This window comes from Glutamicibacter sp. (assembly GCF_032154645.1).
In the GTDB taxonomy this organism is placed as follows: Bacteria; Actinomycetota; Actinomycetes; order Actinomycetales; family Micrococcaceae; genus Glutamicibacter.
Genome location: NZ_JALDXV010000012.1, coordinates 1 through 24,594, shown reverse-complemented (window position 1 = coordinate 24,594; position 24,594 = coordinate 1). Strand labels below are relative to the sequence as shown.

Genomic DNA, 24,594 nt, shown 5'->3' with positions numbered 1-24,594 from the left:
GCATGGTGGAAAAAGGCTAGTTGACATGCTCTAACGCGGAAATGGAATTGTTACGTCAATCAAAGCATCCAATAGACAAGTCTACTATCGTAACAATGTTACGACACACACGAGGTAACAAAGTAGGCAGATCCTACGATTATTGAGTACTTCCTCGCCGCCAACCGGTTCTGCACCAACGCAGAGCGCGGAAAATGGCGGCGGTTATGCTGTGTCGAAAGGAATCAGTTCTCCCATGTCTAACTCCCAGAACTCCGTCGTCGGTTCGGATCGCGTCAAGCGCGGAATGGCCGAAATGCTTAAGGGCGGCGTCATCATGGACGTGGTCACTCCCGAGCAGGCCCGCATCGCAGAAGATGCAGGCGCCGTTGCAGTTATGGCTCTGGAGCGCGTTCCTGCAGACATCCGTGCCCAGGGCGGCGTATCGCGCATGAGCGACCCAGACATGATCGACGGCATCATCAACGAGGTCTCGATCCCGGTCATGGCCAAGGCCCGTATCGGCCACTTCGTCGAGGCACAGATCCTGCAGTCCCTGGGTGTCGATTACATCGATGAGTCCGAGGTGCTCTCGCCTGCTGACTACGAGAACCACATCGACAAGCAGCCATTCACTGTTCCATTCGTGTGCGGCGCTACCAATCTGGGTGAGGCTCTGCGCCGCATCAACGAAGGTGCTGCAATGATCCGCTCGAAGGGCGAAGCAGGCACCGGCGACGTTTCGAACGCTACTGGCCACATGCGCAAGATCCGCGCAGAGATCGCCAAGCTGTCTGCGCTTCCAGAAGATGAGCTGTACGTAGCCGCCAAGGAACTTCAGGCTCCATACGAACTGGTCAAGGAAGTTGCTGCAACCGGCAAGCTGCCAGTAGTACTGTTCACCGCAGGCGGCATCGCTACCCCTGCCGACGCTGCAATGATGATGCAGCTGGGCGCAGACGGTGTGTTCGTCGGCTCGGGCATCTTCAAGTCCGGCAACCCGGTACAGCGCGCAGAAGCCATCGTGAAGGCAACTACCTTCTTCGACAACCCAGATGAGCTGGCCAAGATCTCCCGCGGTCTGGGCGAAGCCATGGTTGGCATCAACGTCACCGACGTTCCAGTGCCTCACCGACTGGCAGAGCGCGGCTGGTAAACACCAGTTTACTAGGCATTTTAGGCCCCGTAGTTGATTTTCACAGCTGCGGGGCCTTCTTGCATTGAGTGCAATGGTTGGGGCTGATACCGTGGTCTAAGATGGGTATCCGCTAGTGATGCGGTTTGGTGATTGTACGTTTGCATAAAAATTATGGGTCAGTGGACAATTCCTGTGCGCTTCCTTCGAGCAAAGGGTAGCTGCGGCTTCCTACGCAACGTCGACGTGGATTGACCCTTTGAGCATTTTCACCATCCCAACACTCGTCTGTTTAACATCAATCGCAATCAACCCTGCCTTTCAGGGTTGATTGAGGCTAGCCCTTCATAGTAACCCCGTCTTCACCCGCTGGCAGGGCGAGACAAAGGCCGTTATGTTCTCTGAATCCGCGAGGGCAAGTTTGCAACTCGCAGGCTGGGGCATACTTCTCGACATGTTTCTTCCCTAGGGGCTGTATAAATACAGAAGTGGGACGAGTTTCGAAGCCCTGTACGTTAATGTGAACGTAAAATCTGTATATTTTGCCCGAAGCTTAAATGTCTACGGGCTAGAAGGCCATCCGTGTGGGCGGTGCGGTGCCCTAATCGTACGTGAACGGTTCATGAATCGATCTAGCTATTTTTGCCCGGCCTGCCAGCGAAAACGTTAGTTCAAGGGGCTTGCAGTGCGACCGAAGAATGCACACGAGTCTGTCTCTTTGACTCCACTGATTCGACCCGCTACACGTCAATATATAGTCCCGTTGCAGACAGTTACGGACGTCATCGCTTCTTCTGACGCGTACCAAACCATGAGGCATGGAGGGAAAGCATCTACGACGCCACATCGGCCGGCAATATTGTCCGGATCCTCAGCGAGTTCCCCGACGAGAAAGCGAAATGACCATTTTCAACGAGGCAAGTCTCCCCCACGCCTGACTGCGTCATGGGGCACTCCGAGCGCCAGCTCAAGACGTACCTCGGCGATCGATTCGGCGGGTTCTGTGAGTACATGTTCGGCAAGACCTTGGGCGTCTGTTATGGCTCGTCCTGCGATGAAGCTCACGGCCAGCTTTTCTACTGGGGCAATGTGCACAACTTCCTCCGGCTGCTGAAGCGACGCGATCAACACGATCTCGACGACGATGGCTCCTGGGTCATCAATACCGAGTCGGAAACCTTCTACCTGCTCCGGCTCGATGGTGACGAGAAGACGATTGTTTCGCTGGCGGTGGACACCGGGCATATGTTACCTGACGGTCGGCACACTTTGCGTTGCGATGGCGACGCCTTCCCGCTGGAGAGCCTCGTCGATCCACCGATCGAGTCGACATCGTGGCCGCGGCCAACCGTCACCACGGCAGCACTCAGGCGATCTGGCGGCGCATTAGGCAGAGGAACTTGCCCGCGCGTAAAGAAAAGATAATTGGTCGTGACGGACGTCCGGTCATCAATACCTTGGTTCGCGTCTCCGACCTGAACGACGTGTTCGGGTGGGCTGCGCATCGGGCGGCATGTCCAGAAGATGTAAGAGGTTGCGCCGCCGCTGACGGCCGCTTTTCGGAAGGCCGTCCCGGAGCATCTCCAGGACCGGAGGGGCTAAGGATCCGTCCGCGAGTCAGCGGCAGGTCTCGAATTGGTCGAGCAGTCTTTGTACCCCGTGAACGGGGCCTTCGAGCGAGATCCTCACGCCGTGCTAGTCGGAGCCGAAGCTGATGTTCGGCTCGTAGTCACCACCGCACGCCGAGCGCGTCCGGTAGTCGTCGCCAACAAGCGTGCGGATCGGCACGCCGTCCCGGCTGTCCTTCTCCTCGTACTCCATGCGCCCAGATCCATCAGCGGATGCCTATGCGGAGTTACTGGCGATTCTACGTATTCCCCTTCCAACGGCTGGGCTCGAAGTATCGGTGAGAAGTGAGAGGATAGGAGCACCGAGCGCTGGTTCAACCCTAACCGCGCAAACTTCTCAAAGCATTGATGCTCCAGAACACGAAGAGGAACTCCTGCATGAAGGCAAGCCCGATGTACTTGCTCGACTCATTGTCGAACAATGATGTGACATTCTTCATCCCACCATACCAACGCAACTATGAGTGGTCGCCCGATAATTGCAAGGTCCTGCTCGCAGATGTCGAGAAAGTTGCAGACTCTAATTTGGAGAACGTACGAACGGAACACTTCTTCGGCAGCATCGTCTATGTGGTCGAGGACTCAGGATTCGGCATCCCCGACAAGTTTGTTCTTACTGACGGCCAGCAGCGTATTACCACAACTATGCTCCTGTTAATGGCCCTGCGTGACAGTATTCAGGATGAGAAGTATCAGGCAGAGATCCAACGCCGGTACCTTCAGAATGATCGAGCAGACGCCGACGTCGAGTACAAGATTAAGTTAAAGCAGGTCGAGACCGACTGGGAAGCCTACAAGCGCCTTGTGCTTCGAACCGAGATCGACGCAAGTTACAAGAACTCCGCGGTGCACCAAAACTACCAGTTCTTCCGCAAGGCACTTGAGCCGATGAGCGACGACCGCAAGAAGAACCTTTTGGTCAAGGGGTTGTCCAAGTTCAGCATCATTTCTATCCAACTCGAACCAGAGCGCAATCCTTGGGAGAACCCCCAAGAGATCTTCGAGTCAATGAACTCGCTCGGTAAACCGCTTTCTCTGGCAGACCTGGTTCGCAACTATCTGCTCATGGGAAAGAGTAGCCAGCAGCAGACGGACCTCTACAACGGATACTGGCTTTCTCTCGAGAAGCGATTGCCCGGCCAACTCTCAGAGTTTATTCGCGACTGGATGCAGGCTGACCAGCACAGGAGCTTCAAGGTCGCCAGGGAAAGCAACTACAAGGAACTGTATGGCTCTTTCAAGGAGATTGTGCGCGGGCGGAGCGTGGAGACGCTCTTCGAGAGCTTCGTTCGATACTCCCACCCGTATGCGATCATCTGCGGCCTCGAGCAGACCGGCATCCACCGCATTGACCAGACGATTGAGGATCTCAACGTCATCGGCGTCAACCCTGCGTACTCATACCTGAGTGAAGTCCTGGCGGCACGGGAAGACAAGCTGTTGAGCGACGACAACGTGGTCAGCGTGCTCACGGGGTTCCGCACTTACATCTTGCGTCGCCGAGTGCTCGGCATGACTCAGGCCGAGAACAAGTTCTACCCTGTTTTGGGATCCAGGCTTGGTGAGCTATATGACTCGGAAGACATCTCCGACACCTTGTTCAGCCAACTCTCCTCTCAGGAGTATGCGCTCCGCGTTCCGAACGACGACGAGATGGGCGCGCGACTGCGGAGCATGAACTTCTACAACCTTGGGCGGTCGAGGAACTATCCCCGCCTGCTTCTTTCGTTGGCAGAGGAATCACTGACCAAATCTCGTCCCCAATGGGACGACACGCATCTGCAGCTGGAGCACATCATGCCGCAGAAGCTCAGCCCGGACTGGGTGCGAGTCCTCGGCGACGATGCTGAAGAGGTGCACCAAGAGCTCGTGAATAATATCGGCAACATCACGCTCATCCGCCACAACCAGGAGCTTGGCAACAAGGGATTCGCCGAGAAGAAGAAGACGTACCAAGGTAAGTCCGGCCTGCAGGTCACACAGAATCACGTGCTTGACAGGGATGTTTGGGACGGGGCAGCTATCAAACGGCGACGAGACTATCTGCTTCACATCTTGCTGCAACACATTCTCGAGGTGCCAGCTCGCTTCAAGCGAGCAAGCAACTGGAGTCAAAACGAGCGAGCCTCCGCCCAGTTCGATTCTCGCGAGACCCTGAACCAACTCATCGGCGAGACTATCGAGTTCATCTCAAACCCGATGCTCACAGCTCATGTCGTAAGTGACTCCAAGGTGTTATTCGAAGGTGCAGAGTGGTCGCTTGGTCCTCTTACTAAGGTTCTGAAAGAACGAAGCGGGGCGAAGATCAGCCAGTCCAGCAGTTTCCACGGTGCGTCGAATTGGAGTTGGGACGGAACGCGTCTCGTCGACCTAGACATCTAACTCTCCGGTAGCTCCTAAACGGGGACCTTGCTAAGACGCATCCGCGGCTGGTGCGTGCCTTGTGCTCTCCTGCCAGCGCCGTGTACGGCGTCTGCCTGCTAACACCGCGCCCTCTGGCCACTGTGGCCTCGGGTTCCGCGTCTCGATCCGCGACATGAGTTATCGCAGGAGCGACGCCCTGGTGGATGCCACTGCCCGACACGCATAGGCCAGGCTCCTTGCCGAGGCCGAGGGCGAGGCCCTGGCTGCTGACCCGGTCGACAGTGCGGAGGCCGCGGGTGTTGCGCGATATGGAGCCGTTGCATGCGTCGTGTCGTTTACCGATTGCGCGCGCCTCGCGATGCCCGAGGCTATGAGCAGCAGAGGTCTCAGTATGCGCTAGTCGTGCAGTCCGACAATCTCAATATGCTGTCGACCTGGATGGTCGCCCCACGTTGGCCTCGGCGAGCTGGCGACCTTCCGCCAGAGGGTCGAGATCGCCGGCCTTCTGACCGGCGTCCTCGTCGAGCAGATGAGCGCCGTCGGCCCGAGCCGGCTCGGATAACAGATCGGGCACCTTGTGTTCGATGAAAGCGGAGCGGTCCTGCCTTCGCCGATCGCCCACATCGCCCGTGATCCGTTCGATCCGCAATTCGAGCAGGTTGCGGTGGTCTCGCGGATCAAGAGCAAGCCGGTGGGGATCAAGCGTGCGCTACTGGACCAGACGGTGGTGTCTGGCATCGGGAACATCTACGCCGACGAGGCGCTGTGGGCTGCCAAGGTGCGCGGGGAGACGCCGGCATCGTCCTTGAGCAAGTCCGGGATTTCAGCTCTGATCGACGCGGCGCGAGATGTCATGGCGGCCGCATTGGCCCAGGGTGGGACGTCGTTCGATTCTCTCTATGTCGACGTGGCCGGCAGCAGCGGTTATTTTGCTCGCAGTTTGAATGCCTACGGTCTTGCCGGGCTCCCCTGCGCGCGGTGTGGGACACCGATCGTGCGGGAGAAGTTCATGAACCGATCGAGCTATTCCCACCCTGCTTGTCAGCGGAAACGTTAATCGTCGTCTGACCGATGCCTAGCACATGACTCGGCTACCCGCCATTGGCCAAGCGCTAAATGTCGGTGGTGACCGTTAGCCTGTTCCTGAGCTTGGACGCGACATATACGGTGCCGCGGCTCAAAGAATGGAAAGATCAGATCATGGCTGAGAAAAAGGTTGTGTTCGTTGCGTTTGCAATCGAAGACGAACGACAGAGAGATTTTCTAAAGGGCCAGTCCTTAGGACCGCGCTCACCGTATGAGTTCACGGACATGTCTGTGAAGCAACCCTACGATTCCGGTTGGAAAGACAAGGTCCGCACACGCATCCGCCGCTCTCATGGAGTGATTGTGCTCGTAAGCAAGAACTCGCTCACGTCTTCAGGGCAGAAATGGGAGATTCAGTGCGCCAAGGAAGAGGGCAAGCCGCTTCTCGGCATCTGGGCATACTCGAACGATCGGACTCCCATTGTTGGTGTCCGCACGGTGGTTTGGAGCGACGCAAACATCTCCGGCTTCATTGATTCGCTCTGAGGGGTACCGACATGCGTAAAGCACTTATCGTTGGAATCGACCACTACGACAAGATCGGCTCTTTGCAGGGTGCAGTGAACGATGCCTACAGTATGAAGAGCATGCTGGGGCATCATGCGGACGGCACGCTTAATTTCGCTCAACCGTTGCTGCTGACTGGCACGGGGCCGGGGGCGGCGGTTACACGTAACGAGTTGCGTGACGCTGTCGAGGAGTTGTTCAAGGATGATGCAGAAATAGCGTTGTTCTATTTCTCAGGGCATGGATACGTTGACGGTGCCGGTGGTTACCTGTGCGCAAGCGACTGTGCCAACGGGCACGACGGGCTATCACTGGCGGATGTGATGTCTTTCGCTAATGCCTCGCCTGCGAAAAATAAAGTGATCATTCTTGACAGCTGCCACAGTGGTATCGCGGGTGGTAACCCTGTCGCTGCCCGGGTCGCAGAGATCAAGGAGGGTGTTACTATCCTGACGGCATCCACGGCTGAGCAGTACGCCATGGAGCGCGGCGGTTCGGGCGTGTTCACGAACTTGCTTGTGGATGCGCTCAATGGCGCTGCCGCCAACCTTGTGGGCGAGGTGACGCCCGGCAGCGTCTACGCGCATATAGACCAGTCTCTTGGTCCTTGGACGCAGCGCCCGGTGTTCAAAACAAACGTCAAGAAGTTCGTCTCGCTTAGGTCGACTGACGCGCCTATCGAGTTGTCGCAGTTGCGAAAACTTACGTACCTGTTCGACGATCCCGCTGCGCAGCTCCAGCTCGATCCCACATATGAACCCGAACGGTCAGGCAGCGAAGCCGCCTCGACCCCTGCGCCTGATCCTGCCAAGAACGCGGACTTTGCGGTGCTGCAGGCGCTGGTCAAAGTGAATCTTGTCCGCCCGGTCGGAGCTCCACACATGTGGCACGCTGCGATGGAATCGAAGGCTTGTGAGCTAACGGTTCTTGGACAGCATTACTGGGCCCTTGTTGACCAGGCGCTGATCTGATGCACTCGCAGGATCGTATCCGAGAGATCCTTCAGAGTCAACGGACTATTGAAAGGCTAGCCGCGATCGAGCACGAGCGGTGGGCGCACTGGCAAAAGTACGTACATGACCAGTGTGAGCGCCGTGATGACGGTTCCTTGATTGTGCCTGCCGAATTGGCGGCGCGGTGGGAGGCGCAGATTGAAACGACCTACTCCGAGCTGTCCGATCAGGAACAGGAGAGCGACCGGGAGCAAGTCCGCAAATACCTGCCAACCGTCATCGATGCGCTGGCCCACGAGTGACGCCGTCCAGAAGTTCACTCGTCGCCTAAGCGAGGGTTTCAACTGCTCAACCGATCCAAACCAAGTCAGATCGAGTCAAATTCCGGTAGGATCGAGTCTGACAGCCGTTATACTGCGCTGTCAGGCTCGAGGAGTGCTTTAGTGATAGAACCGTGGCTTTCCGCCGACGAGATCGCCTCGCATCTGAGCGTCACCACGGAGACTGTCTATACCTGGATCGCCGAACGCTCGATGCCAGCCCACAAGGTCGGAAGGCTGTGGAAGTTCCAGGCCAGTGCGGTTGACGCATGGGTCCGAAGTGGTGGGGCCGCGGTGCCGAGCGTAGGCGATGGTTTATGAATAGCCTGAGCAGTATCTGCGCTCTCGTGAAGGCAGCTCTCGTCAGGGGACTTAAGAATTGGAAATTGGAAAGAGTGAACTGTGGCGCTGAAGAAATCGGATCTGTACTCCTCGTTGTGGAGCAGCGCAGACGAGCTCCGTGGCTCGATGGACGCGAGCCAGTACAAGGACTACGTCCTCACGTTGCTGTTCGTGAAGTACGTCTCCGACAAGGCGAAGGCAGATAACTCGTCGCTAATATTCGTCCCCGAAGACGGATCTTTCGATTACCTGGTCTCGCTCAAAGGCAAGCCCGATGTTGGTGAGAAGGTCAACATCGCGGTAAGGCGTCTTGCCGAGGAGAACGACCTGCTTGGTGTCATCAACAACGCCGACTTCGACGATCCCGCAAAGCTCGGCTCCGGCAAAGAGCATCAAGCCAAGGTCTCAAACCTGATCGGTATCTTCCAGGACATGGACTTCACCGGCTCTAAAGCCGAGGGAGACGATCTGCTGGGGGACGCATACGAGTACCTGATGCGGCACTTCGCCACCCAGTCCGGCAAGAGCAAAGGCCAGTTTTACACCCCGGCCGAGGTCTCCCGCGTGATGGCGCAGCTGCTCCAGATCCCGGCAGATACTCCCAAATCGACTACCGTGTACGACCCGACCTGTGGTTCCGGATCGCTGTTGATCAAGGTCGCCGATGCAGCGCCGAACGGGTTGACGATCTATGGTCAGGAGAATGATAACGCCACCTGGGCGCTCGCGCGGATGAACATGATCCTCCACGGCAACGAGACCCACGACCTCCGCCAGGGCAATACCCTCGCGGATCCGAAATTCACCTATAACGGCAACCTCCAGACTTTCGATTATCTGGTGGCAAACCCGCCGTTCTCTGTCAAAACCTGGACCAATGGTTTCGACTCTACTTACGGCCGATTCGACGGCTTTGACACACCGCCGGATAAGAACGGCGACTATGCATTTCTACTACACATGGTCAAGTCGCTGCGGCCACGTGGCAAGGGAATCGTGGTCATCCCGCACGGCGTGCTATTCCGAGGGAACGCCGAGGCGAGAATCCGTACTGAGTTGATCAAGCGCGGATATATTAAGGCGCTCATCGGCTTGCCGGCCAACCTCTTCTACGGCACCGGCATTCCCGCCTGCCTCATCGTGCTCGACAAAGAGGACGCCCAGGCACGAAGCGGGATTTTCATGATCGACGCCAGCAAGGGCTTTGCCAAAGACGGACCCAAGAACCGGCTCCGCCCACGCGACATGCATAAGATCGTCGACGCATTCATCGCCAGCAAAGAGATCCCTCGCTACTCGCGTATGGTGCCAATCAGCGAGATCGCGGATCCAAAAAACGATTACAACCTCAACATTCCGAGATACATTGATTCCTCCGAGCCTGAGGACATCCATGATCTCCGCGCGCACGTGCTCGGAGGAATTCCAAACGGAGACTTGGAAGCCCTCCAGCCGTACTGGGATGCCTTCCCAAGTCTTCGGAACGAACTTTTTGCCCCGCTCCGAGAAGGCTACTCTCAGCTGAGGGTTGAACCGAGCACGATTCAGGACAGAGTTACCGGCTCCGTCGAGTACGCATCCTTTAACCGTGGCACCGCTGAAATGGTGAAATCGTGCTGGGCGAGTAAGCGCCCGCTACTCCAGAAGATTGAAGCGGGCACCAAGCCCGCCGAACTCATCCACGACATCTCCGAGGCACTGCTGGTAGCTTTCCGGGCGCGTCCATTGATCGACGAGTACGGTGTGTATGAGCAATTGATGAACTTCTGGAACGACGTTATGCATGATGACGTGTCCCTGATCGCGGCGGAAGGGTGGACGGGGGCCGTGCGGCCCCGCGCGGCGCGAACGTGGAAGGACAAGAACAATAAAACCAAGTACGAAGAGGCCCATATCGTTCTCGGTACAGGGGCCAAGGCGAAGCGCTGGGTGATGGACCTGCTCCCACCCGAATACATAATCGCCCGCCATTTCGCCACGGAGCATGCCGAACTGGATCGTTTGATCGAAGAACGAGACTCGGCGACACTCGCCGTTACAGAATTCATCGAAGAACATGCCGTAGAGGGCGGATTGCTTTTGGATGCTGTCGATGACGAAGGAAAGCTCACGAACGCCATCGCGAAGGCTGCGATTAAGGACTTGAAGGCCAGCGGTGGAGATCGCGAGGAGATCGCCGCGCTCACCAAGGTCATTGCGCTATACGCGGCAGAGACGAAGGCAAAGAGCGCGGTCAAGGAAGCAACGATCGCGTTGAACGAAAAAGCTGTAGCGAAGTACGCAGTGCTGACTGCGGCCGAGGTGCAGGACCTGGTCATACGCGGCAAGTGGGGCGTGACGATTCAGGGGCGGATCAATGATGAAGTGACCGCGCTCGGACAGACTTTGATCGAACGCCTTGGCACGCTTGCTAAACGGTACGAAACGACGGTCGGTGAATTGGCTGCATTGGTAATTCGGTTTGGTGAAAAGGTGGAATGCCAACTAGCAGACTTGGGGATCCGCGAATGATTGAGTGGGGCACGTCGACTGTTGGCGACGAGTTTTTCGTTCAACTTGGAAAGCGTGTGGACGCGGCTGTTGCGCGAGGAGTCCCAAAGGTTTGCATCAACAATCGGGGCGTGCGCTGGGGATATGTCGACACGTCGGTGGCGGCAGTTGAGTTATTGAACGAAGCTGACATTCGTGACTTGCGTCTAATTGAAGGCGACGTGCTTGTTTGCGAGGGTGGTGAGATAGGGCGTTCCAGTGTCTGGCGTGGTGAAGTTCCAGAAGCTTATTACCTCAATACTCTTCACCGCTTGCGCCCCAGACAAGGATACGATCCCGAACTGGCTGCAGCTTTTCTTGAGTATTTCGTCGCTACAGGAACGCTTCACGCGATTGTCGGGAAGTCGAGCCTGGCTCACCTGACCAAAGAGAATCTCCTAAGGGTCCCGCTGCCCGTCCCGCCGCCTGTTGAACAGAGGGCAATCGCTACGGCACTGCGTTCCGTGGATGACCTTATCCGTGCGCTGGAGCGGTTGATTGCCAAGAAGCGTGATATCAAGCAGGGCTTGATGCAGGAACTCCTTACCGGCCGTACGCGTCTCCCTGGGTTTACTGAGGAGTGGGAACAAGAGAAGCTAGGTGCGATTGCAACTATGGGAAGTGGAGGCACGCCACCGTCTTCGATCCCCAAATATTACGGGGGATCGATTCCCTGGGTCTCGATTTCGGATATGACCAAAAATGGGAAATATATCGAGGTTACTGAAAACACTCTTACTGAAGACGGCCTGGCGTCGAGCGCGGCCAAGCTTTACGAACCCGATGTCGTCCTCTATGCCATGTACGCATCGCTCGGCGAATGTAGTCTTGCAGTTGGACGTGTCGCGTCAAGTCAAGCCATTCTTGGGATAAATGCTGGCCCCAGACTGGATCGGGAGTTTCTCTATTATTCCTTGCAGTACCGCAAAGGACATATAAAGCTTCTGGGACAGCAAGGAACTCAATCAAACCTGAATGCGGGCATGGTGCGAAACTTTGAGCTTGACCTCCCGTCGATTGAGGAGCAGGTCGCAATTGTAGTTGTTCTCAAGGACGTAGATGATGAGCTCCTCACTCTTGAGCGCCAATTGGCCTCAGCACGTGCTGTCAAAGTCGGAATGATGCAGGAGCTGTTGACTGGTCGAACCCGCCTGCAGGAGATGGAGGAGGCATGAGCGCAGTTGGCCAGAAAGAACGTGAGACACAAGACCGAGTGGTCCGTCACTTCCGTGAGGAATTGGGGTACGACTATGGCGGCAACCTGAAGTATTACGATAATCGCAACGTCGACGAAGCGAAGCTCCGTTCGTATTTGTTCGGTCGCGGGTATGACGAAACACTGGTCTCGCGTGCCGTCCAGCAGTTGCTGACAGTGGCTGCTCTTGGCGGTGGCGGTTCGCTCTACGATCAGAATCGCAAGGTCTACGAGCTTCTTCGCTATGGAGCGAGAGTCAAGGCTGACGTTGGCGAGGCCACCCAAGCGGTTCATCTGATCGACTGGGCGAATCCGGTAGCGAACGATTTCGTCGTGGCGGAAGAAGTGACGATCAAGGGGGAGAACGCTAAACGGCCTGACCTTGTGCTTTATGTGAATGGTATCGCGCTCGGCGTGATCGAGCTGAAGCGCTCCACGGTGAGTCTCGCTAGTGGTATTCGGCAGAGTATCGGAAATCAACGTGCGGATTTCGTACGTCCATTCTTCACTACGGTCCAGATGTTGTTCGCTGGCAACGATGTCGAGGGGCTGCACTATGGGGTGATCGATACCCCGGAAAAGTATTGGCTTCGGTGGAAAGAAGAAGGGGAGAACGCGGACCTTGACTTGGCGATCACGCAAATGTGCTCCAAGGAGCGTTTCCTGGAGATCATCCATGACTTCATCGTCTACGACGCGGGTGTTAAGAAGTCCCCGCGCCACAACCAATACTTCGGAGTCAAAGCAGCCCAGGCACGCATCGCCAAGCGCGAAGGTGGCATCATTTGGCACACCCAGGGCTCGGGCAAGAGCCTGACGATGGTGTGGCTGGCAAAGTGGATCCTAGAGACCCAGCACGACGCTCGTATTCTCGTCATTACGGATCGAACCGAACTGGACGTGCAGATCGAGGACGGATTCTCAGGAGTCGGCGAGAAGATCGTTCGCACCCGGTCAGGCGCGGACACGCTCTCAATGCTCAACACGTCCAACCCGCCGCTGATGTGCTCTTTGGTTCACAAGTTCCGCGGCAACGACGACAATATCCGAAACCAGGACGCTGAAGCATTCGCTAAGGAGCTTAGGACAAAGATTCCCGAAGGGTTCCGTGCCAAGGGCAACATCTTCGTCTTCGTCGACGAAGCCCACCGCACGCAAAGTGGCAAGATGCACCGCGTCATGAAGGACCTGTTGCCAGGAGCGATGTTCATCGGCTTCACCGGTACACCCCTGCTGAAGAACGATAAGAAGACCAGCATCGAGACCTTCGGGTCGTTCATCCACACCTACAAGTTCGACGAGGCTGTCCGAGACGGCGTCGTTCTCGACCTAAAATACGAGGCCCGTAAGGTTGAACAGCAACTCCAGGGAACGGCCGCGGTTGACAAGTGGTTCGACGCGAAGACCCGCAACCTTACTGACCTGTCGAAGGCTCGGCTGAAGAAAAAGTGGGGGACGATGCAGAAGGTCTTCTCCTCTGCGCCCCGTTCGGCACAAATCGTCCAGGACATCCTCATGGATATGGAGACTCAACCCCGCCTGATCAGCGGTCGGGGAAACGCCATGCTGGTGAGCGACTCGGTTTATCAAGCCTGCACATTCTACGAAGCTTTTGTAAAAAGCGGTTTTCGGGGCAAGGTCGCGATCGTCACTAGCTACAAACCCAACCCGACTGCAATCTCCAAAGAAGACGCAGGGGAGGGAGACACAGAGGAACTTCGCAAGTACGAGATCTACCGGCAGATGCTCGCCGACCACTTCGGTGAGGATCCCGACAAGGCGGTCGGGAGAGTCGAGGAGTTCGAAAGCGACGTCAAGAGAAAGTTCATCAAGGAACCGGGCCAAATGCGCCTGCTGATCGTGGTCGACAAGCTCCTAACCGGGTTCGACGCACCGAGCGCGACGTACCTGTATATCGACAAGAAAATGCGCGACCACGGACTATTCCAAGCGATCTGCCGAGTCAACCGACTCGACGGCGACGACAAAACCTACGGCTACATCGTCGACTATCGCGATCTGTTTAAGTCGCTCGACAAGACGGTCACAGACTATACCTCCGAGGCTTTCGGTGAATACGAGACCGACGACGTTGATGGACTGATCGACGACCGTGCGGAACAAGAACGCAAAGATCTTGACGAAGCTCTCGACGCCGTACGTGCTCTGTGCGAACCAGTCGCCTCGCCCAAGGGAACGCTCGAGTACCAGCACTATTTTGTGGCATCCACACCAGGAAGCGTGGAGCAGATCAAGGACAACGAACCCCAGCGCGTCCTCCTCTACAAATCCGTTGCCACCCTCGTTCGTGCGTTTGGGGCCGTTGCCAGCGACATGGAAGCAGTCGGCTTTACGTCGGGTGAGATCGCGTCGATCAAGTCAGAGGTTGCGCACTACGTCGCAGTCAAGAGTGAAGTCGAGGCCGGGGCTGGCGAGAACATCGACATGAAGCAATACGAGGCTGGCATGCGCCAACTCCTTGACACGTATATCAACGCTACTCCTGTCGAACAAGTCGCTGACCTCGACAAGACACTCGTGGAGTTAATTGTCGAACGCGACGCTGACGCAATCGATACGTTACCAGCCAGGATCAAGGGCAGTAGTGCAGCCACTGCGGAGACAATCATCAACAACGTGAGGAAGACCATCGTTGATGAACACGCTATGAACCCGCGCTACTACGACCACATGTCCGAACTCCTTGATGCTCTCATCGAGAAGCAGAAGAAAGACGCCGACGACTACGCGGAGTACCTGCGCAAACTAATTGAAGTGGCGAAGAACATTGGCATGCGCGAAGCGGCTGACGGACGTTCTTACCCGCAATGGGCGCACACGCCGGCCCGTAGAGCACTTGTAGACTTTACTTGGCAACCGAAGGACTTAGTTGTCGATTGCAAAGCCCTGCATGACCGGATTCAATCAAGCAAAGAGCATGGGTGGGCCGCACCAGGAGCAGGGAAAATGAAGGAACGCGCACTCGCACGCGAATTGCGGAAAGAACTTGTCGGCATCGAAGAGGAATCGCTGGCCGCACTCATCGAGCTGTTGAAGAATAACAATGAGTATCACTAACTACGATTTCACGGTCGCAGGACTCGATATCGAAGTCGTCCGCAAAGATATCAAGAACATGCACATTTCGGTCTACCCGCCGCAGGGCAGGATACGTGTTGCTGCTCCACATCGGACCACCGAGGATGCAATCCGCATTGCAATCGTGCAGCGCCTCTCGTGGATCAAGAATCAGCGCAAGCACCTTCGGGAAGCAGAGCGCCAGAGCGAACGCAGGATGCTTTCGGGGGAGAGCCACTACGTGTGGGGGCAGCGTTATATTCTCGACGTCTCCAAGCAGAGCGGCGCATATGCAGTTGAGCCCAAAGGGAACACGCTCTGGGTGATCACGCCTAAGGGAACCGACGCAGCAGGTCGCTTCGGGGCATTGGACCGTTGGTACCGCCGCGAGTTGAAGGCCGCACTCCCCGCATTGTTGGAGAAATGGCAACCTATTCTGGGCGTCAATGCCGAGAAGTACGTTGTGCGTCGTATGAAGACCAAGTGGGGAACCTGCGTTACCGGCTCGCGGACAATCTGGTTCAATCCTGAGCTGGCGAAAAAGGATCCGCGATGCCTCGAATACATTGTGGTTCACGAACTCGTACACCTGATTGAAAAGGGGCACGGCAAGAAGTTCGTGGCATTAATGGACCAGTACCTCCCGGATTGGCGGGCGCGGCGTCAGGAGCTAAACGATGCCCCGCTAGGTCACGAGGAATGGGACTGACACCCTTGCGTGTCGGTGGCTTCGCTTGTTCGAGTTGCCTTCGGTAGAATTAGTTGAGTAACGCCCCGGTGACTATTCGAGACTTCTGATTCGGACTCCCGGGGCGAAAGTATTTCCATTCTGGGCAGTGCGGCGCATCTGGTCTGCCTGACGATTCAACGATGGAGAATACAAATGCCGGAAGCCGAATGGCTTGACGTTGCAGTTGCTGCCGAACGTCACAGATGCAGTACCAAGACGATTTGGCGTCGCATACGGGAGGGTGTCCTTCCAGCTCGCGCAGAGAAGATCAGCGGTGGCGACGGGCGTCCGGTCAATAAGGTCCTCATCCGAGTGTCCGACTTGATTGATTCGTTCGGATGGACCGCTCACAAGGCGCATGTCCAGAAGATCCGTGAGTCGGCGAAACCACTCACTATTGAACAGAAAGCCGCTATTGGCAAGGTCTTTCTCGACCATCTTCGTGAGGCCAATCGAGGCGAAGGTCGGTCGGGAGTGGCCAGTCCGAGTGCGAATCGAATCCCCATAGAATTGCGACTCGACTGCCAATAAGTGTATGTATCTAAGGTATCGAGTCGGGCTACTTTTCGCGCTCACCGAAGGCCAACGGACGCGAAGGCAAGCCATGCTTGCGCTTTGCCGCGAACGGGCACGACTCGGTGATCCGACTAAAGGACGTTCCTCATGCACCTGCCCGACCTGTAAGCCGCGCCCGTGGAACCGTCGGCCATCCTTAACGAGTTCATTGCGAAAGTTGAAGTGCGACGACCTCGGAGTATACGGGGGTGACTTGCGCAAGCAACGCTACCTATGACTGCTGGGGCCCGCTGTCGCTCTCAACGAGTAAGTTAGGAGAGAACTCCTTGATCGCGGAGGCGTTCGAGATGGCGAACATTGCCTAGGCGTTCGATGAACACAGAGTAGCGATCGACGTTTTTGAGGGGCTCAGTTGTGAGCTTGAACTCCCGACGCAACCGTACGGTCTCGACACGAACGACGTCCCCAGCCGTACTGTCATCCGCAGCGCTATCAAGGCGTTTGAGAACAGTCAGAGCTTGATCCCGTGTGCAACCCGTCGAATGGTCGGCGGTGAAAGTATCAATAATGCGATCCATACGCTGGTCGCGACGACTTTCGGATTCGCGCTCCCGCGCCAGGCTTAGTTTATCGGCAAGGTGCTCAATTAGGAGACTGAAATTATTGTCCAACGCTGGAACACCGGGCGGGCGGCTCGTACTGCCAACGGAAGCACCCAGATATGCCAAAAGCTCTTTCGCGAACCCTGCCTTGCTGATCTGCGTGCTGAAGGTAGCTTCGAAGGCCTCTGCCAACGCGTCCCACAGACTCCCGTCTTTATTGTTGAGCCGACTCGTGACACCCTCCTCGCTGAGCAGTTTCGCAGTGTCCTCCTCTAGGCCGAGGAACGAGCATGCATAGCGCCTGGAGGCTGAGACGGCAACCTGCACAGGTACAAGATCCTCAGTCTCACGCACGACAACCCCGGGTGTGACATCGAGCGATGCGGTGGTCGACCACTCTGCCAGCTGCACAACAAGGTCATCGGGAACGGTCGGCTTACCGTGCGCGCCGCCCTTCCTAATCTGCTTGAGCGCCGTTTGGCCGGCAGCATCGCCGTCGACCAAGACAACGCAAGCGGGCCTGACCTGATCGCGACCGCGAGCCAAGTAGAGCATATAGGGGATGTTTGATCCTCCCGGGACGATGGTCACCTGATTGAGGTCGAGGCAACAGCTGGGTGCAGTCCCGGCGCGCAGTAACCGCATGTTCATACCGGCAAGCAGAACCTGATCTGCGATTCCCTCGACGAAGAGATTGTCGCCTCCGATGAACGCGGTCTCGGCGACGAACGCGCCGAGAGAGGTGCGTAGCGGCTCATAGTGGTTGCGAGTCGCATCCTTGACATATCTAGTGCCTTCGTCGCGCGCACCCTTGTCGACTACTCGCACCCGGTGGCCGGCGTTGCGGTTAATAAGGAATGGCGAGTGTGTAACATACACCACTTGGTCTTCGCGAACATCGTCCTCTGGACGCGCATGGTGTTCGAGCACCTGCAAAAGGTCCTGTTGACCCGACGCCGATAGGTATGCGTCAGGCTCGTCCATAAGCAAGATCTCGGGGGTCAACATCGGTCGATCATGGGCGAGCAGTTGCACATAGTAACTGAGGAAGTAGCGCAGGCCCCGGCTCCGCTCCGTGAAGGAGTAGTCAGTCCCCGTGCGGTCGCGGATCGTGAACACGAGTTCGTGTTCCCTCGGTGAAATGCGCAGCTGAAACTCCGGATCTTGGCTCCACCATCGCGAGACGTTCAAGTGGCGAGCGATCGAGTTGTTCATCTCCTGGATGAGGCCATTGACGAGGCCTTCGCGCTCTTCGGCGATTGCGCTCTGGAGTTCTCGAAAACTCGATTCCTCGATGCGAGCGATCTTCACTAGCAGATCGATGCCGAGCTGTTGCTCCTGTTGCTTCGCCGACTCGAGCGACGGATCTCCATTTACCAACTGGACAATGCTGGGTGCGGAGTTAGTGACATCTTCGGCGGTGGTCACTGAAGTGAACAATCCGAGCAGTTCGAGCCGCTTTTTTCGCGCAATTAGCCCGCCACCGTTGTTGGCGAGTTTTGCGATCGAGACGGAGTCCGGTAATGCGATTTCAGTGTTCATCTCATGTGGGTACGGCAAAAGGTCCTGAACCGCAGTTGCCTGCTCTTCGGTAAGGATGACGCGCTCGTCATCACCATTCACCACTACGACAACGTCTGGCTCTGGACGCAGCAACAGTAGATCGCCATTCTTACGCCGCGGGATGTCTTGGGCGTCAATATCCGCTGCCTCACCTCTGCCAAGCTCGAGTGTGAGACCGACCTCCGGGAAGCGACGGGAGCCGTGTTCTACAGAGAACAGCGTTGAAGACCGGCAGAAGTCGCGCTGGCGGAGGCCAATTCCTGTGAGTGCAATCTTGATGACGTCTAGTAAATGAGTTTTGCCGGATTCGTTCGCACCGACCACAGCTGTAATGTCGGGCTCGATAGGGATGCGCACGTGCGGCATCCAGACGCCGTCGACCTGCTGCCACGCCATCGGCTTCGCTCCAGGCGTCGCTTTCAATTCATAGTCGAAATTGAACGACTTGTAAAAGCGGATCCAGACCTGTCGTACACGCATGCGTGCCCCCTGCCCCTTGGTTAGTATGGCTCGAAGAACCGTGTTGCAGTTAATTGTAAGTACCTGCACTGACAGATTGTGGCCTGGCAAGAGACAGCAAGCTCCGTGACTTCCGTGTCCGTCGGTTTCCCACCTCCGGATTCTGAAGCGAGCAAGCAAGGCCTCGGTCTCGGGCGGATTCTAGCGGTCGTCGCAACACCGGGGTGATTATTAAAGCTTAATATAGCTGCTGAAACGCTCGGCTGGGTTTTCCCAGCCGAGCGTTTTGCGTGGCCGACCGTTAAGCTCTTGGGCAACGTGTTCAAGTTCCTCAGGACCGAACACGCTCAGAGCAGTACCTTTGGGGAAATATTGACGCAAAAGCCCATTGGTGTTCTCGTTCGATCCGCGCTGCCAAGGACTGGCCGGGTCACAGAAGTAGACCGGCATGTCCGTGGCCATCGTGAACGATTTGTGCCGCGCCATCTCCGCGCCCTGATCCCAGGTCAAAGACCCGCGCAGGTGTGCGGGCAGAGTGCTGATCGTCGCGGTGAGAGCTTTCGCGACGGTCTCGGAATCGTGTTGCCCGCCGGGCAGATGCACCAGCATGAGGTACCGGGACGAGCGTTCAACGAGGGTGCCGATCGCGGAACCATTCGCCGCCCCCACAATGAGATCTCCCTCCCAATGACCAGGCACGGCACGATCTTCAACCTCGGCTGGCCGGTCGCTAATCATGATCATCCCATCCGTGAAACGCGGGGTGCGTTCCCCAGGGAGTCGATGAGGTTTACGGTGGGTGCGACAGGTTCGAACAGCGGCAGCAATTTCCTTGCGCAGCGAACCGCGCGCCTGCACATACAGGGCTTGATAGATCGTCTCGTGAGTCAACCGCATCTCCGTATCACCAGGGAACTCTTGTTCCATAGCGTGACAGATCTGTTCCGGGGACCATCGTAAGCTCAGCTTGTCGATCACGTACGCGCGCAACCTCGGCTTCGTATCAAGCTTGCGTGGTTTCGGGCGCTCTCGCCGAGCAACAGCCGCGCGCTGGGCCCGGTAGGCGCCATATGGGCTTTGAACTGGAGCGTTCCGTCGGACCTCGCGACTGATCGTTGACGGAGCACGATGCAATCTTCGCGCGATCTCACGAACCAATGCCCCAGCCGCAAGCAAGTCCGTGATCAGTTCCCGTTCTCCCAAAGCAAGGAAGCGGGCATCAATCGATTGTTCAAGCCGGGCCAGTGTGGCCTGTTCTCTGGTCATACCAGTGTTGTAATCGATAACACGGCCATCGGGATAGATACGCGCATTCGCTGTGTGCCGGATCCCTTGATACCAGTCCTGCCCCGTTCGCGGGTTGATCCCTACTTTGCGAGCGGCCACGGCGTTACTGAGCCCTGCACCACGCAGGCGCAGATACTCGCATTTCGCAGGGTGCTCTGCCCGACGGTGTCCACTGCCAGGACCTCCCGGGGTCGCCGCTTTCAGGCCAGCCTCCCTGAGCCACGCGTACTCGCTACCGCGCTGCGCGCCGACCCTGCGAGCAGCTTCGCTCGCGTTGCCACACTTGTGGAACTCGACCAGAAATTCAGTCTTTAGTCGAGCAATCTCTTTTCGTGAAAACGACACGGTCGTCGCAACTCCTCAAAACTTGAGGTGTTGCGACGACCGCTAGAATCCGCCTACGGTAGGCGGGGCCTTTGCAAGTCCTGACTATGCAACCCATCCGGTGATTTACCTGTCCGATTATTTCGTCACGTTCGGATGACTGGTGTGCACCTGCTCCAAGTACACTTTGCGGTCTTCAACGTAGAACCAGATCCGCGCAGTACCCTTGGCCGTCGGCTTGTGCTGCCACCTCTCATGAGTCGCACCACCTCGTTGGATCGCGCCGAGCTCACCCTTCAAGCGGTAGTTTGTCGGGGTTGTCGCCAAAGGTGTGCGCGTGAGGAAGTCCCACGTCTCGGTCATGGGGTTGCGGATCGTCGCGACCAGATCCCGCCACCCCTTTTGTGCATCGGCTGTGGCGAAGCGGATCTCGTACTCGAACTTTTTCGGTGGACGGGGAACTAATGACCCTTTCTTGGCAACTGCCACGATCAGGGACGCTCCACAGTCACGGCGTCTTCAAGCCATTCCAGGTCAACGCTGCCAAGTCCTGCAGCGAGTGCGGTGGCTGTTTCCTTCCACGATGTCAATTCGGCGATCGCTAAATTCGGCTGGTTGGTGGAAAATGACGCCCGCGCAGCGTCGACGAGCTCTTGCGCACAGGTTTCACGATCGGCTGGCGACAGGGCAAGCATCCAAGGAAAGGTCTGGCTCATGCGCTCGGCAAGTGTGCCCTGGTTGTCGAGGGTTACAGAGATCAGTTGAGCAGCGAAATTCAGCAGGCGGGCGCGCCCTTGCGCCTCGCGCTGCGACATTAGCACCAGCGCCTCACCGTCCCGGCGAGTCACTGTGACAGGGTGGTCTTCGGCCTCAGCGAAAACCTCGGCTGAGTGCTTGCTCAGGTCCGAGGAGCGCCGTGTCTTTATCGTGGTTTCGGCTGCGATGGTCATACATCCATCTTATTCGGAATGTATTCGGAAGTCTAGGGGAAATGTGTAGGACAGCTACCTGCCGGTTACCAATTGAATCGCCGGGACCTCACGCGACAAGCGGGAATCCATACTCGCGGCCAACAATTGATTCATTACTGAGTAGCTCTATTCACGTAAGTCCTCCAGCTCAACGTACTAACAGTATCTATACCGAGCCAGACGGACATTGATATCTAAACATCCGAAAGTTTTAAGAAGGGTAAATTCGTAGGATTATTCGAAGCTGCAATCTTGGACTAGGGAATCAACGTTGCTGACAGACTGGCATCTCGCCGACCGACAGAACCTAGCCGGCAAAGCACTAAGGCATAAGCCTTCTGAATCGCGCACTCCTGCGCGCGATCGTGAGGTGTCGCCGCTTTCTCATTGCTTACGTGTCACATCAATAACAATGGGGTCGTTGAGTTTTCGTCTGTTGTAGGTCCAATAGTCTTGAAGCTATAGACTCCGTCCACAGCCTCTCAAAGAAGCTCAAATAGGAGGGACCGCAAGCTTTTCGGAACGCAATAAGAATTCGAGCTGGCCTTTGTTTCTAAATAACTGACAACCGGATCGACTTTGTCCACGCTGGCGTATCCCAATCGCCCTAATGAGAACAAAGAGAAGCAAGGACTTGGCTATTGTCGCGGCGAGCATCCGGACTTAGGTTAATTACACACAGCATGTTGTCCGAGCCTAAAGAGAAATTATGTGCAGATGGCTTGCCTACCTTGGGTCGTCGATCGAAATCGCTGACATTCTGGTGCGCCCGAATCATTCGCTGATCGATCAAAGCTTGCATGCACGAGAGCTCTATCTGCCAAGCGATCCGCTGGCTTCGCAATTCGCGCGTCATGCTTTCCCCACCAACGGGGACGGCTTCGGTATGGCGTGGGCAGGACGCAACGGAACATTGGGCCAATATAGGCAGACCGGACCGGCTTGGGACAGCCAGAATTTGCGCCACCTCGCCGCACAGATCGAATCAGGATGTATCTTGGCTCATGTCCGCGCGGCGCCTGGGGGAACCATTGCTGAACAGAACTGCCACCCATTCGTGCACAATGGCTGGATGTTCCAGCACAATGGGACCGTGCCGGACTTCGCAAACATCAAACGAGAACTTACCTTCGATGTAGATCCAGCACTCTATCCCTCGATTTTGGGCAATGCGGATACCGAAGTATGTTTCTATTTGGCGCTGACCTACGGACTGGAACAAGATCCAATCGCGGCGCTTTCTCGCATGGTGGCCAGGGTTGAACGGGCCAGAGTGGAACACAGCATCTCTGCCCCTTTTCGAGCGACGATCTGCGCCTCGAACTGAGATGAACTAATAGTGCTCCGGTGGATTAGTCCAGACGCCCCGGATGCCGCAGCACCAACGCTCTATCACGCAGCAGGACCCACCATGCTCGTGACCATCGACGGCGGTGAAGATCGGCTCCCCATGAACGCGCAATTAGTGGTGTCCGAACCCTTGGAGCTACATTGGAGCAAGCACACGTGGGTTGAGGTTCCCAGCGGAAGCATCGGGATCATCCGCGCCGGCCAGAGCCCGCAATTCACCCCGCTGAATCTTCATCTCTAACTGCGTTCAAGGCGGTGCCCTGTGTCATGCTGGGACCATGGGAGAGATTATTTTCGATGCGGCCGTCACGCTGAACGGCTACCTTGCCGATGAGAATCACAGCCTTGGATGGCTTTTCGAAATTCCAGGCGCAGGAGAACCGGATCCTGACTTACTGCCGTCTAACGTTGCAGTCCACGTCGAAGGGTCTCATACCTATCAATGGCTGCTGGAAAATGAAGACTTGCTGGCCCACCCCGAAAAATGGCAGCAATACTATCCAGGGGTCGTGACCTATGTTTTTACGACGCGTGACCTGCCGGTTCCTCAAGGCGCCGATGTTCGGTTTGTCTCGGGAGACCTGGCAGCCGTTCTGCCGCAAATTCGTGAGGTCGCCGGCGAGAAGAACATCTGGGTTCTTGGCGGCGGCGAACTCCTTGGACAATTCCTTGACCTTGACGCGCTGGACACCCTCGCTATGACAGTTGCCCCCGCTGCTGTGAGAGGGGGAGCTGCACTGCTTCCACGCAATATTGGCAGCGATCGATTGGAACTGGTGCAGGCGAAGCAGGCCGGACCATTTGCCAGGTTGGTCTACCGCATCAAGCGTTAATGCACCGTGCCGGAGCCGAACTCAGCTCCGGCACTTGTACACCGGGGAATCAACCCTTCCAGGAACGCAACACCATGTGACGCCCGCGGCCCAGTAGCTTCAACCCATTCGCGCTGAAGAATTCAGCGCTCGAAGGGGTAGCAGCGGCCAGTAGTTCTGGAATCACTTCTTCGTCGGGCGCCAATGGATTAACCATTGACCGGGACAGCCCATGTAGCAGTGCGGTGCCTACACCCTGGCGGCGGTACCCGCGGCCGACAGCCAACGAATGAATCATCAGCTGACCACCCAAACCCTGTTGGGCGAATCCACGCCCGACAATCTCGCCGTCGTCGGTGCGCGCCACAGCATGCTCCACACGACGCAACGCAGGGTGCCCGCTGGACAGCGGGGTGTCGACCTCTCGCCAGAGATTCGTCACCGCCAGCTCTTCTGCGTCGGCACCGACTGCTTCCGGCACATTGTTGCCCAGTCGGATCTTTCCATCCCAACGATCCATCGGAATCGCCAGCGGTCCGGCGTGCCAAGAAACCTGCGCATTGTCGCTGAAGCCAACGGCCTTGAGCTCCGAGGCATTTGCCCCTGAATTCACCCAGGCTTCAACTCGGCGGGCTCCGAGGCGCATGCCTTCGGCCAAGGCCGGACGCAATCCAGTTGCTTCGGCGTGTTCCGGGAACAGCAATACCAGTCGCTTGCGTACCGGCTGCCATGCCCACGAACACCCGTGGGTAGTAAAGATCTTTCCGCCGGTGGCAACGGCAAGCGCCTGATGCCAGTGGCTTAGTGCTTCCTGTGCGGAGGCAATCGTCGTCATTATTCTGCGTTCACCAATCCTCGACGGCG

The 24,594-nt window shown here is 56.8% G+C and carries 23 protein-coding genes; 16 read left to right on the top strand and 7 right to left on the bottom strand.

The window, feature by feature from the left end:
- Positions 1–235 precede the first annotated feature (235 nt).
- The 3 genes from pdxS (at position 236) to RUH64_RS11060 (ending at position 2,539) form a co-directional block, all read left to right on the top strand.
- The gene (gene pdxS, locus RUH64_RS11070) at positions 236–1,135 is read left to right on the top strand and encodes a pyridoxal 5'-phosphate synthase lyase subunit PdxS (protein ID WP_141360969.1); all 900 of its coding nucleotides are present in this window, start codon (positions 236–238) and stop codon (positions 1,133–1,135) included.
- Positions 1,136–1,634: 499 nt separating this feature from the next.
- Entirely contained in the window at positions 1,635–1,784 is a 150-nt protein-coding gene (locus tag RUH64_RS11065) for a zinc finger domain-containing protein (RefSeq protein WP_396276007.1), read from the top strand.
- Between the two features lie 275 nt (positions 1,785–2,059).
- A complete protein-coding gene (locus RUH64_RS11060) occupies positions 2,060–2,539 on the top strand; it encodes a hypothetical protein (protein WP_313813373.1) in 480 nt (159 codons plus the stop codon).
- Between the two features lie 270 nt (positions 2,540–2,809).
- On the opposite strand, the gene RUH64_RS11055 is transcribed toward RUH64_RS11060, so the two are convergent.
- The gene (locus RUH64_RS11055) at positions 2,810–2,935 is read right to left on the bottom strand and encodes a hypothetical protein (RefSeq protein ID WP_313813371.1); all 126 of its coding nucleotides are present in this window, start codon (positions 2,933–2,935) and stop codon (positions 2,810–2,812) included.
- A 185-nt stretch (positions 2,936–3,120) separates the two neighbouring features.
- Between RUH64_RS11055 and RUH64_RS11050 the strand changes: the two genes are divergently transcribed.
- From RUH64_RS11050 to RUH64_RS11005, 10 genes are all read left to right on the top strand, one after another.
- The gene (locus RUH64_RS11050; protein WP_313813369.1) at positions 3,121–5,124 is read left to right on the top strand and encodes a DUF262 domain-containing protein; all 2,004 of its coding nucleotides are present in this window, start codon (positions 3,121–3,123) and stop codon (positions 5,122–5,124) included.
- A 559-nt stretch (positions 5,125–5,683) separates the two neighbouring features.
- A complete protein-coding gene (locus RUH64_RS11045) occupies positions 5,684–6,163 on the top strand; it encodes a zinc finger domain-containing protein (RefSeq protein ID WP_313813368.1) in 480 nt (159 codons plus the stop codon).
- 143 nt (positions 6,164–6,306) lie between these two features.
- A complete protein-coding gene (locus tag RUH64_RS11040; protein WP_313813367.1) occupies positions 6,307–6,678 on the top strand; it encodes a TIR domain-containing protein in 372 nt (123 codons plus the stop codon).
- An 11-nt stretch (positions 6,679–6,689) separates the two neighbouring features.
- Positions 6,690–7,670, top strand: a complete 981-nt coding sequence (locus RUH64_RS11035) for a caspase family protein (protein WP_313813366.1) — start codon at positions 6,690–6,692, stop codon at positions 7,668–7,670.
- A complete protein-coding gene (locus tag RUH64_RS11030) occupies positions 7,670–7,954 on the top strand; it encodes a hypothetical protein (protein WP_313813365.1) in 285 nt (94 codons plus the stop codon). Before RUH64_RS11035 ends, RUH64_RS11030 begins: the two co-directional genes overlap by 1 nt.
- Before the next feature lie 141 nt (positions 7,955–8,095).
- On the top strand, positions 8,096–8,293 hold the full coding sequence (locus RUH64_RS11025) for a helix-turn-helix domain-containing protein (RefSeq protein ID WP_313813364.1): 198 nt from the start codon (positions 8,096–8,098) through the stop codon (positions 8,291–8,293).
- 81 nt (positions 8,294–8,374) lie between these two features.
- Positions 8,375–10,825: an N-6 DNA methylase gene (locus RUH64_RS11020; protein WP_313813363.1), complete on the top strand. Its 2,451-nt coding sequence runs from the start codon at positions 8,375–8,377 to the stop codon at positions 10,823–10,825.
- Positions 10,822–12,018 (top strand): restriction endonuclease subunit S, encoded by a 1,197-nt coding sequence (locus RUH64_RS11015; RefSeq protein WP_313813362.1) that lies wholly within the window; start codon positions 10,822–10,824, stop codon positions 12,016–12,018. The genes RUH64_RS11020 and RUH64_RS11015 overlap by 4 nt, the downstream gene beginning before the upstream one ends.
- Entirely contained in the window at positions 12,015–15,116 is a 3,102-nt protein-coding gene (locus RUH64_RS11010; RefSeq protein WP_313813361.1) for a type I restriction endonuclease subunit R, read from the top strand. Before RUH64_RS11015 ends, RUH64_RS11010 begins: the two co-directional genes overlap by 4 nt.
- Positions 15,103–15,825 carry a SprT family zinc-dependent metalloprotease gene (locus RUH64_RS11005; RefSeq protein ID WP_313813360.1) on the top strand — a complete coding sequence of 241 codons (723 nt, stop codon included), beginning with the start codon at positions 15,103–15,105 and terminating at the stop codon, positions 15,823–15,825. The genes RUH64_RS11010 and RUH64_RS11005 overlap by 14 nt, the downstream gene beginning before the upstream one ends.
- 72 nt (positions 15,826–15,897) lie before the next feature.
- Here the strand turns inward: RUH64_RS11005 and RUH64_RS11000 are convergent, their stop codons facing one another.
- The 5 genes from RUH64_RS11000 to RUH64_RS10980 form a co-directional block, all read right to left on the bottom strand.
- The gene (locus RUH64_RS11000) at positions 15,898–16,284 is read right to left on the bottom strand and encodes a hypothetical protein (protein ID WP_313813359.1); all 387 of its coding nucleotides are present in this window, start codon (positions 16,282–16,284) and stop codon (positions 15,898–15,900) included.
- A 389-nt stretch (positions 16,285–16,673) separates the two neighbouring features.
- Positions 16,674–19,007, bottom strand: a complete 2,334-nt coding sequence (locus RUH64_RS10995) for an AAA family ATPase (RefSeq protein ID WP_313813358.1) — start codon at positions 19,005–19,007, stop codon at positions 16,674–16,676.
- A 210-nt stretch (positions 19,008–19,217) separates the two neighbouring features.
- Entirely contained in the window at positions 19,218–20,252 is a 1,035-nt protein-coding gene (locus tag RUH64_RS10990; protein WP_313813357.1) for an IS30 family transposase, read from the bottom strand.
- Positions 20,253–20,735: 483 nt separating this feature from the next.
- The gene (locus RUH64_RS10985) at positions 20,736–21,086 is read right to left on the bottom strand and encodes a hypothetical protein (RefSeq protein ID WP_313813356.1); all 351 of its coding nucleotides are present in this window, start codon (positions 21,084–21,086) and stop codon (positions 20,736–20,738) included.
- Between the two features lie 2 nt (positions 21,087–21,088).
- The gene (locus tag RUH64_RS10980; protein ID WP_313813355.1) at positions 21,089–21,547 is read right to left on the bottom strand and encodes a prevent-host-death protein; all 459 of its coding nucleotides are present in this window, start codon (positions 21,545–21,547) and stop codon (positions 21,089–21,091) included.
- Between the two features lie 730 nt (positions 21,548–22,277).
- On the opposite strand from RUH64_RS10980, the gene RUH64_RS10975 reads away from it, so the two are divergent.
- The 3 genes from RUH64_RS10975 to RUH64_RS10965 are packed head-to-tail and all read left to right on the top strand — an operon-like array spanning position 22,278 to position 23,751.
- On the top strand, positions 22,278–22,895 hold the full coding sequence (locus RUH64_RS10975) for a class II glutamine amidotransferase (protein ID WP_313813354.1): 618 nt from the start codon (positions 22,278–22,280) through the stop codon (positions 22,893–22,895).
- A 12-nt stretch (positions 22,896–22,907) separates the two neighbouring features.
- Positions 22,908–23,159 (top strand): hypothetical protein, encoded by a 252-nt coding sequence (locus RUH64_RS10970; protein ID WP_313813353.1) that lies wholly within the window; start codon positions 22,908–22,910, stop codon positions 23,157–23,159.
- 37 nt (positions 23,160–23,196) lie between these two features.
- Positions 23,197–23,751 (top strand): dihydrofolate reductase family protein, encoded by a 555-nt coding sequence (locus RUH64_RS10965; protein WP_313813352.1) that lies wholly within the window; start codon positions 23,197–23,199, stop codon positions 23,749–23,751.
- Positions 23,752–23,800: 49 nt separating this feature from the next.
- Here the strand turns inward: RUH64_RS10965 and RUH64_RS10960 are convergent.
- Positions 23,801–24,594, bottom strand: a 794-nt coding sequence (locus RUH64_RS10960; RefSeq protein ID WP_313813351.1) for a GNAT family N-acetyltransferase, incomplete at its 5' end; no start/stop codon positions are given.

Excerpts from the sequence above, each read along its gene's own strand:
- RUH64_RS11015 (WP_313813362.1), top strand. The coding sequence starts at position 10,822 with ATGATTGAGTGGGGCACGTCGACTGTTGGCGACGAGTTTTTCGTTCAA.
- RUH64_RS11000 (WP_313813359.1), bottom strand. The coding sequence starts at position 16,284 with ATGGTCGAGAAAGACCTTGCCAATAGCGGCTTTCTGTTCAATAGTGAG.
- RUH64_RS11050 (WP_313813369.1), top strand. The coding sequence starts at position 3,121 with ATGAAGGCAAGCCCGATGTACTTGCTCGACTCATTGTCGAACAATGAT.
- RUH64_RS10995 (WP_313813358.1), bottom strand. The coding sequence starts at position 19,007 with ATGCGTGTACGACAGGTCTGGATCCGCTTTTACAAGTCGTTCAATTTC.
- RUH64_RS11030 (WP_313813365.1), top strand. The coding sequence starts at position 7,670 with ATGCACTCGCAGGATCGTATCCGAGAGATCCTTCAGAGTCAACGGACT.
- RUH64_RS11010 (WP_313813361.1), top strand. The coding sequence starts at position 12,015 with ATGAGCGCAGTTGGCCAGAAAGAACGTGAGACACAAGACCGAGTGGTC.
- RUH64_RS11040 (WP_313813367.1), top strand. The coding sequence starts at position 6,307 with ATGGCTGAGAAAAAGGTTGTGTTCGTTGCGTTTGCAATCGAAGACGAA.
- RUH64_RS11005 (WP_313813360.1), top strand. The coding sequence starts at position 15,103 with ATGAGTATCACTAACTACGATTTCACGGTCGCAGGACTCGATATCGAA.
- RUH64_RS10965 (WP_313813352.1), top strand. The coding sequence starts at position 23,197 with ATGGGAGAGATTATTTTCGATGCGGCCGTCACGCTGAACGGCTACCTT.
- RUH64_RS11055 (WP_313813371.1), bottom strand. The coding sequence starts at position 2,935 with ATGGAGTACGAGGAGAAGGACAGCCGGGACGGCGTGCCGATCCGCACG.
- RUH64_RS11035 (WP_313813366.1), top strand. The coding sequence starts at position 6,690 with ATGCGTAAAGCACTTATCGTTGGAATCGACCACTACGACAAGATCGGC.
- pdxS (WP_141360969.1), top strand. The coding sequence starts at position 236 with ATGTCTAACTCCCAGAACTCCGTCGTCGGTTCGGATCGCGTCAAGCGC.
- RUH64_RS10980 (WP_313813355.1), bottom strand. The coding sequence starts at position 21,547 with ATGACCATCGCAGCCGAAACCACGATAAAGACACGGCGCTCCTCGGAC.
- RUH64_RS10975 (WP_313813354.1), top strand. The coding sequence starts at position 22,278 with ATGTGCAGATGGCTTGCCTACCTTGGGTCGTCGATCGAAATCGCTGAC.
- RUH64_RS10990 (WP_313813357.1), bottom strand. The coding sequence starts at position 20,252 with ATGACCAGAGAACAGGCCACACTGGCCCGGCTTGAACAATCGATTGAT.
- RUH64_RS11060 (WP_313813373.1), top strand. The coding sequence starts at position 2,060 with ATGGGGCACTCCGAGCGCCAGCTCAAGACGTACCTCGGCGATCGATTC.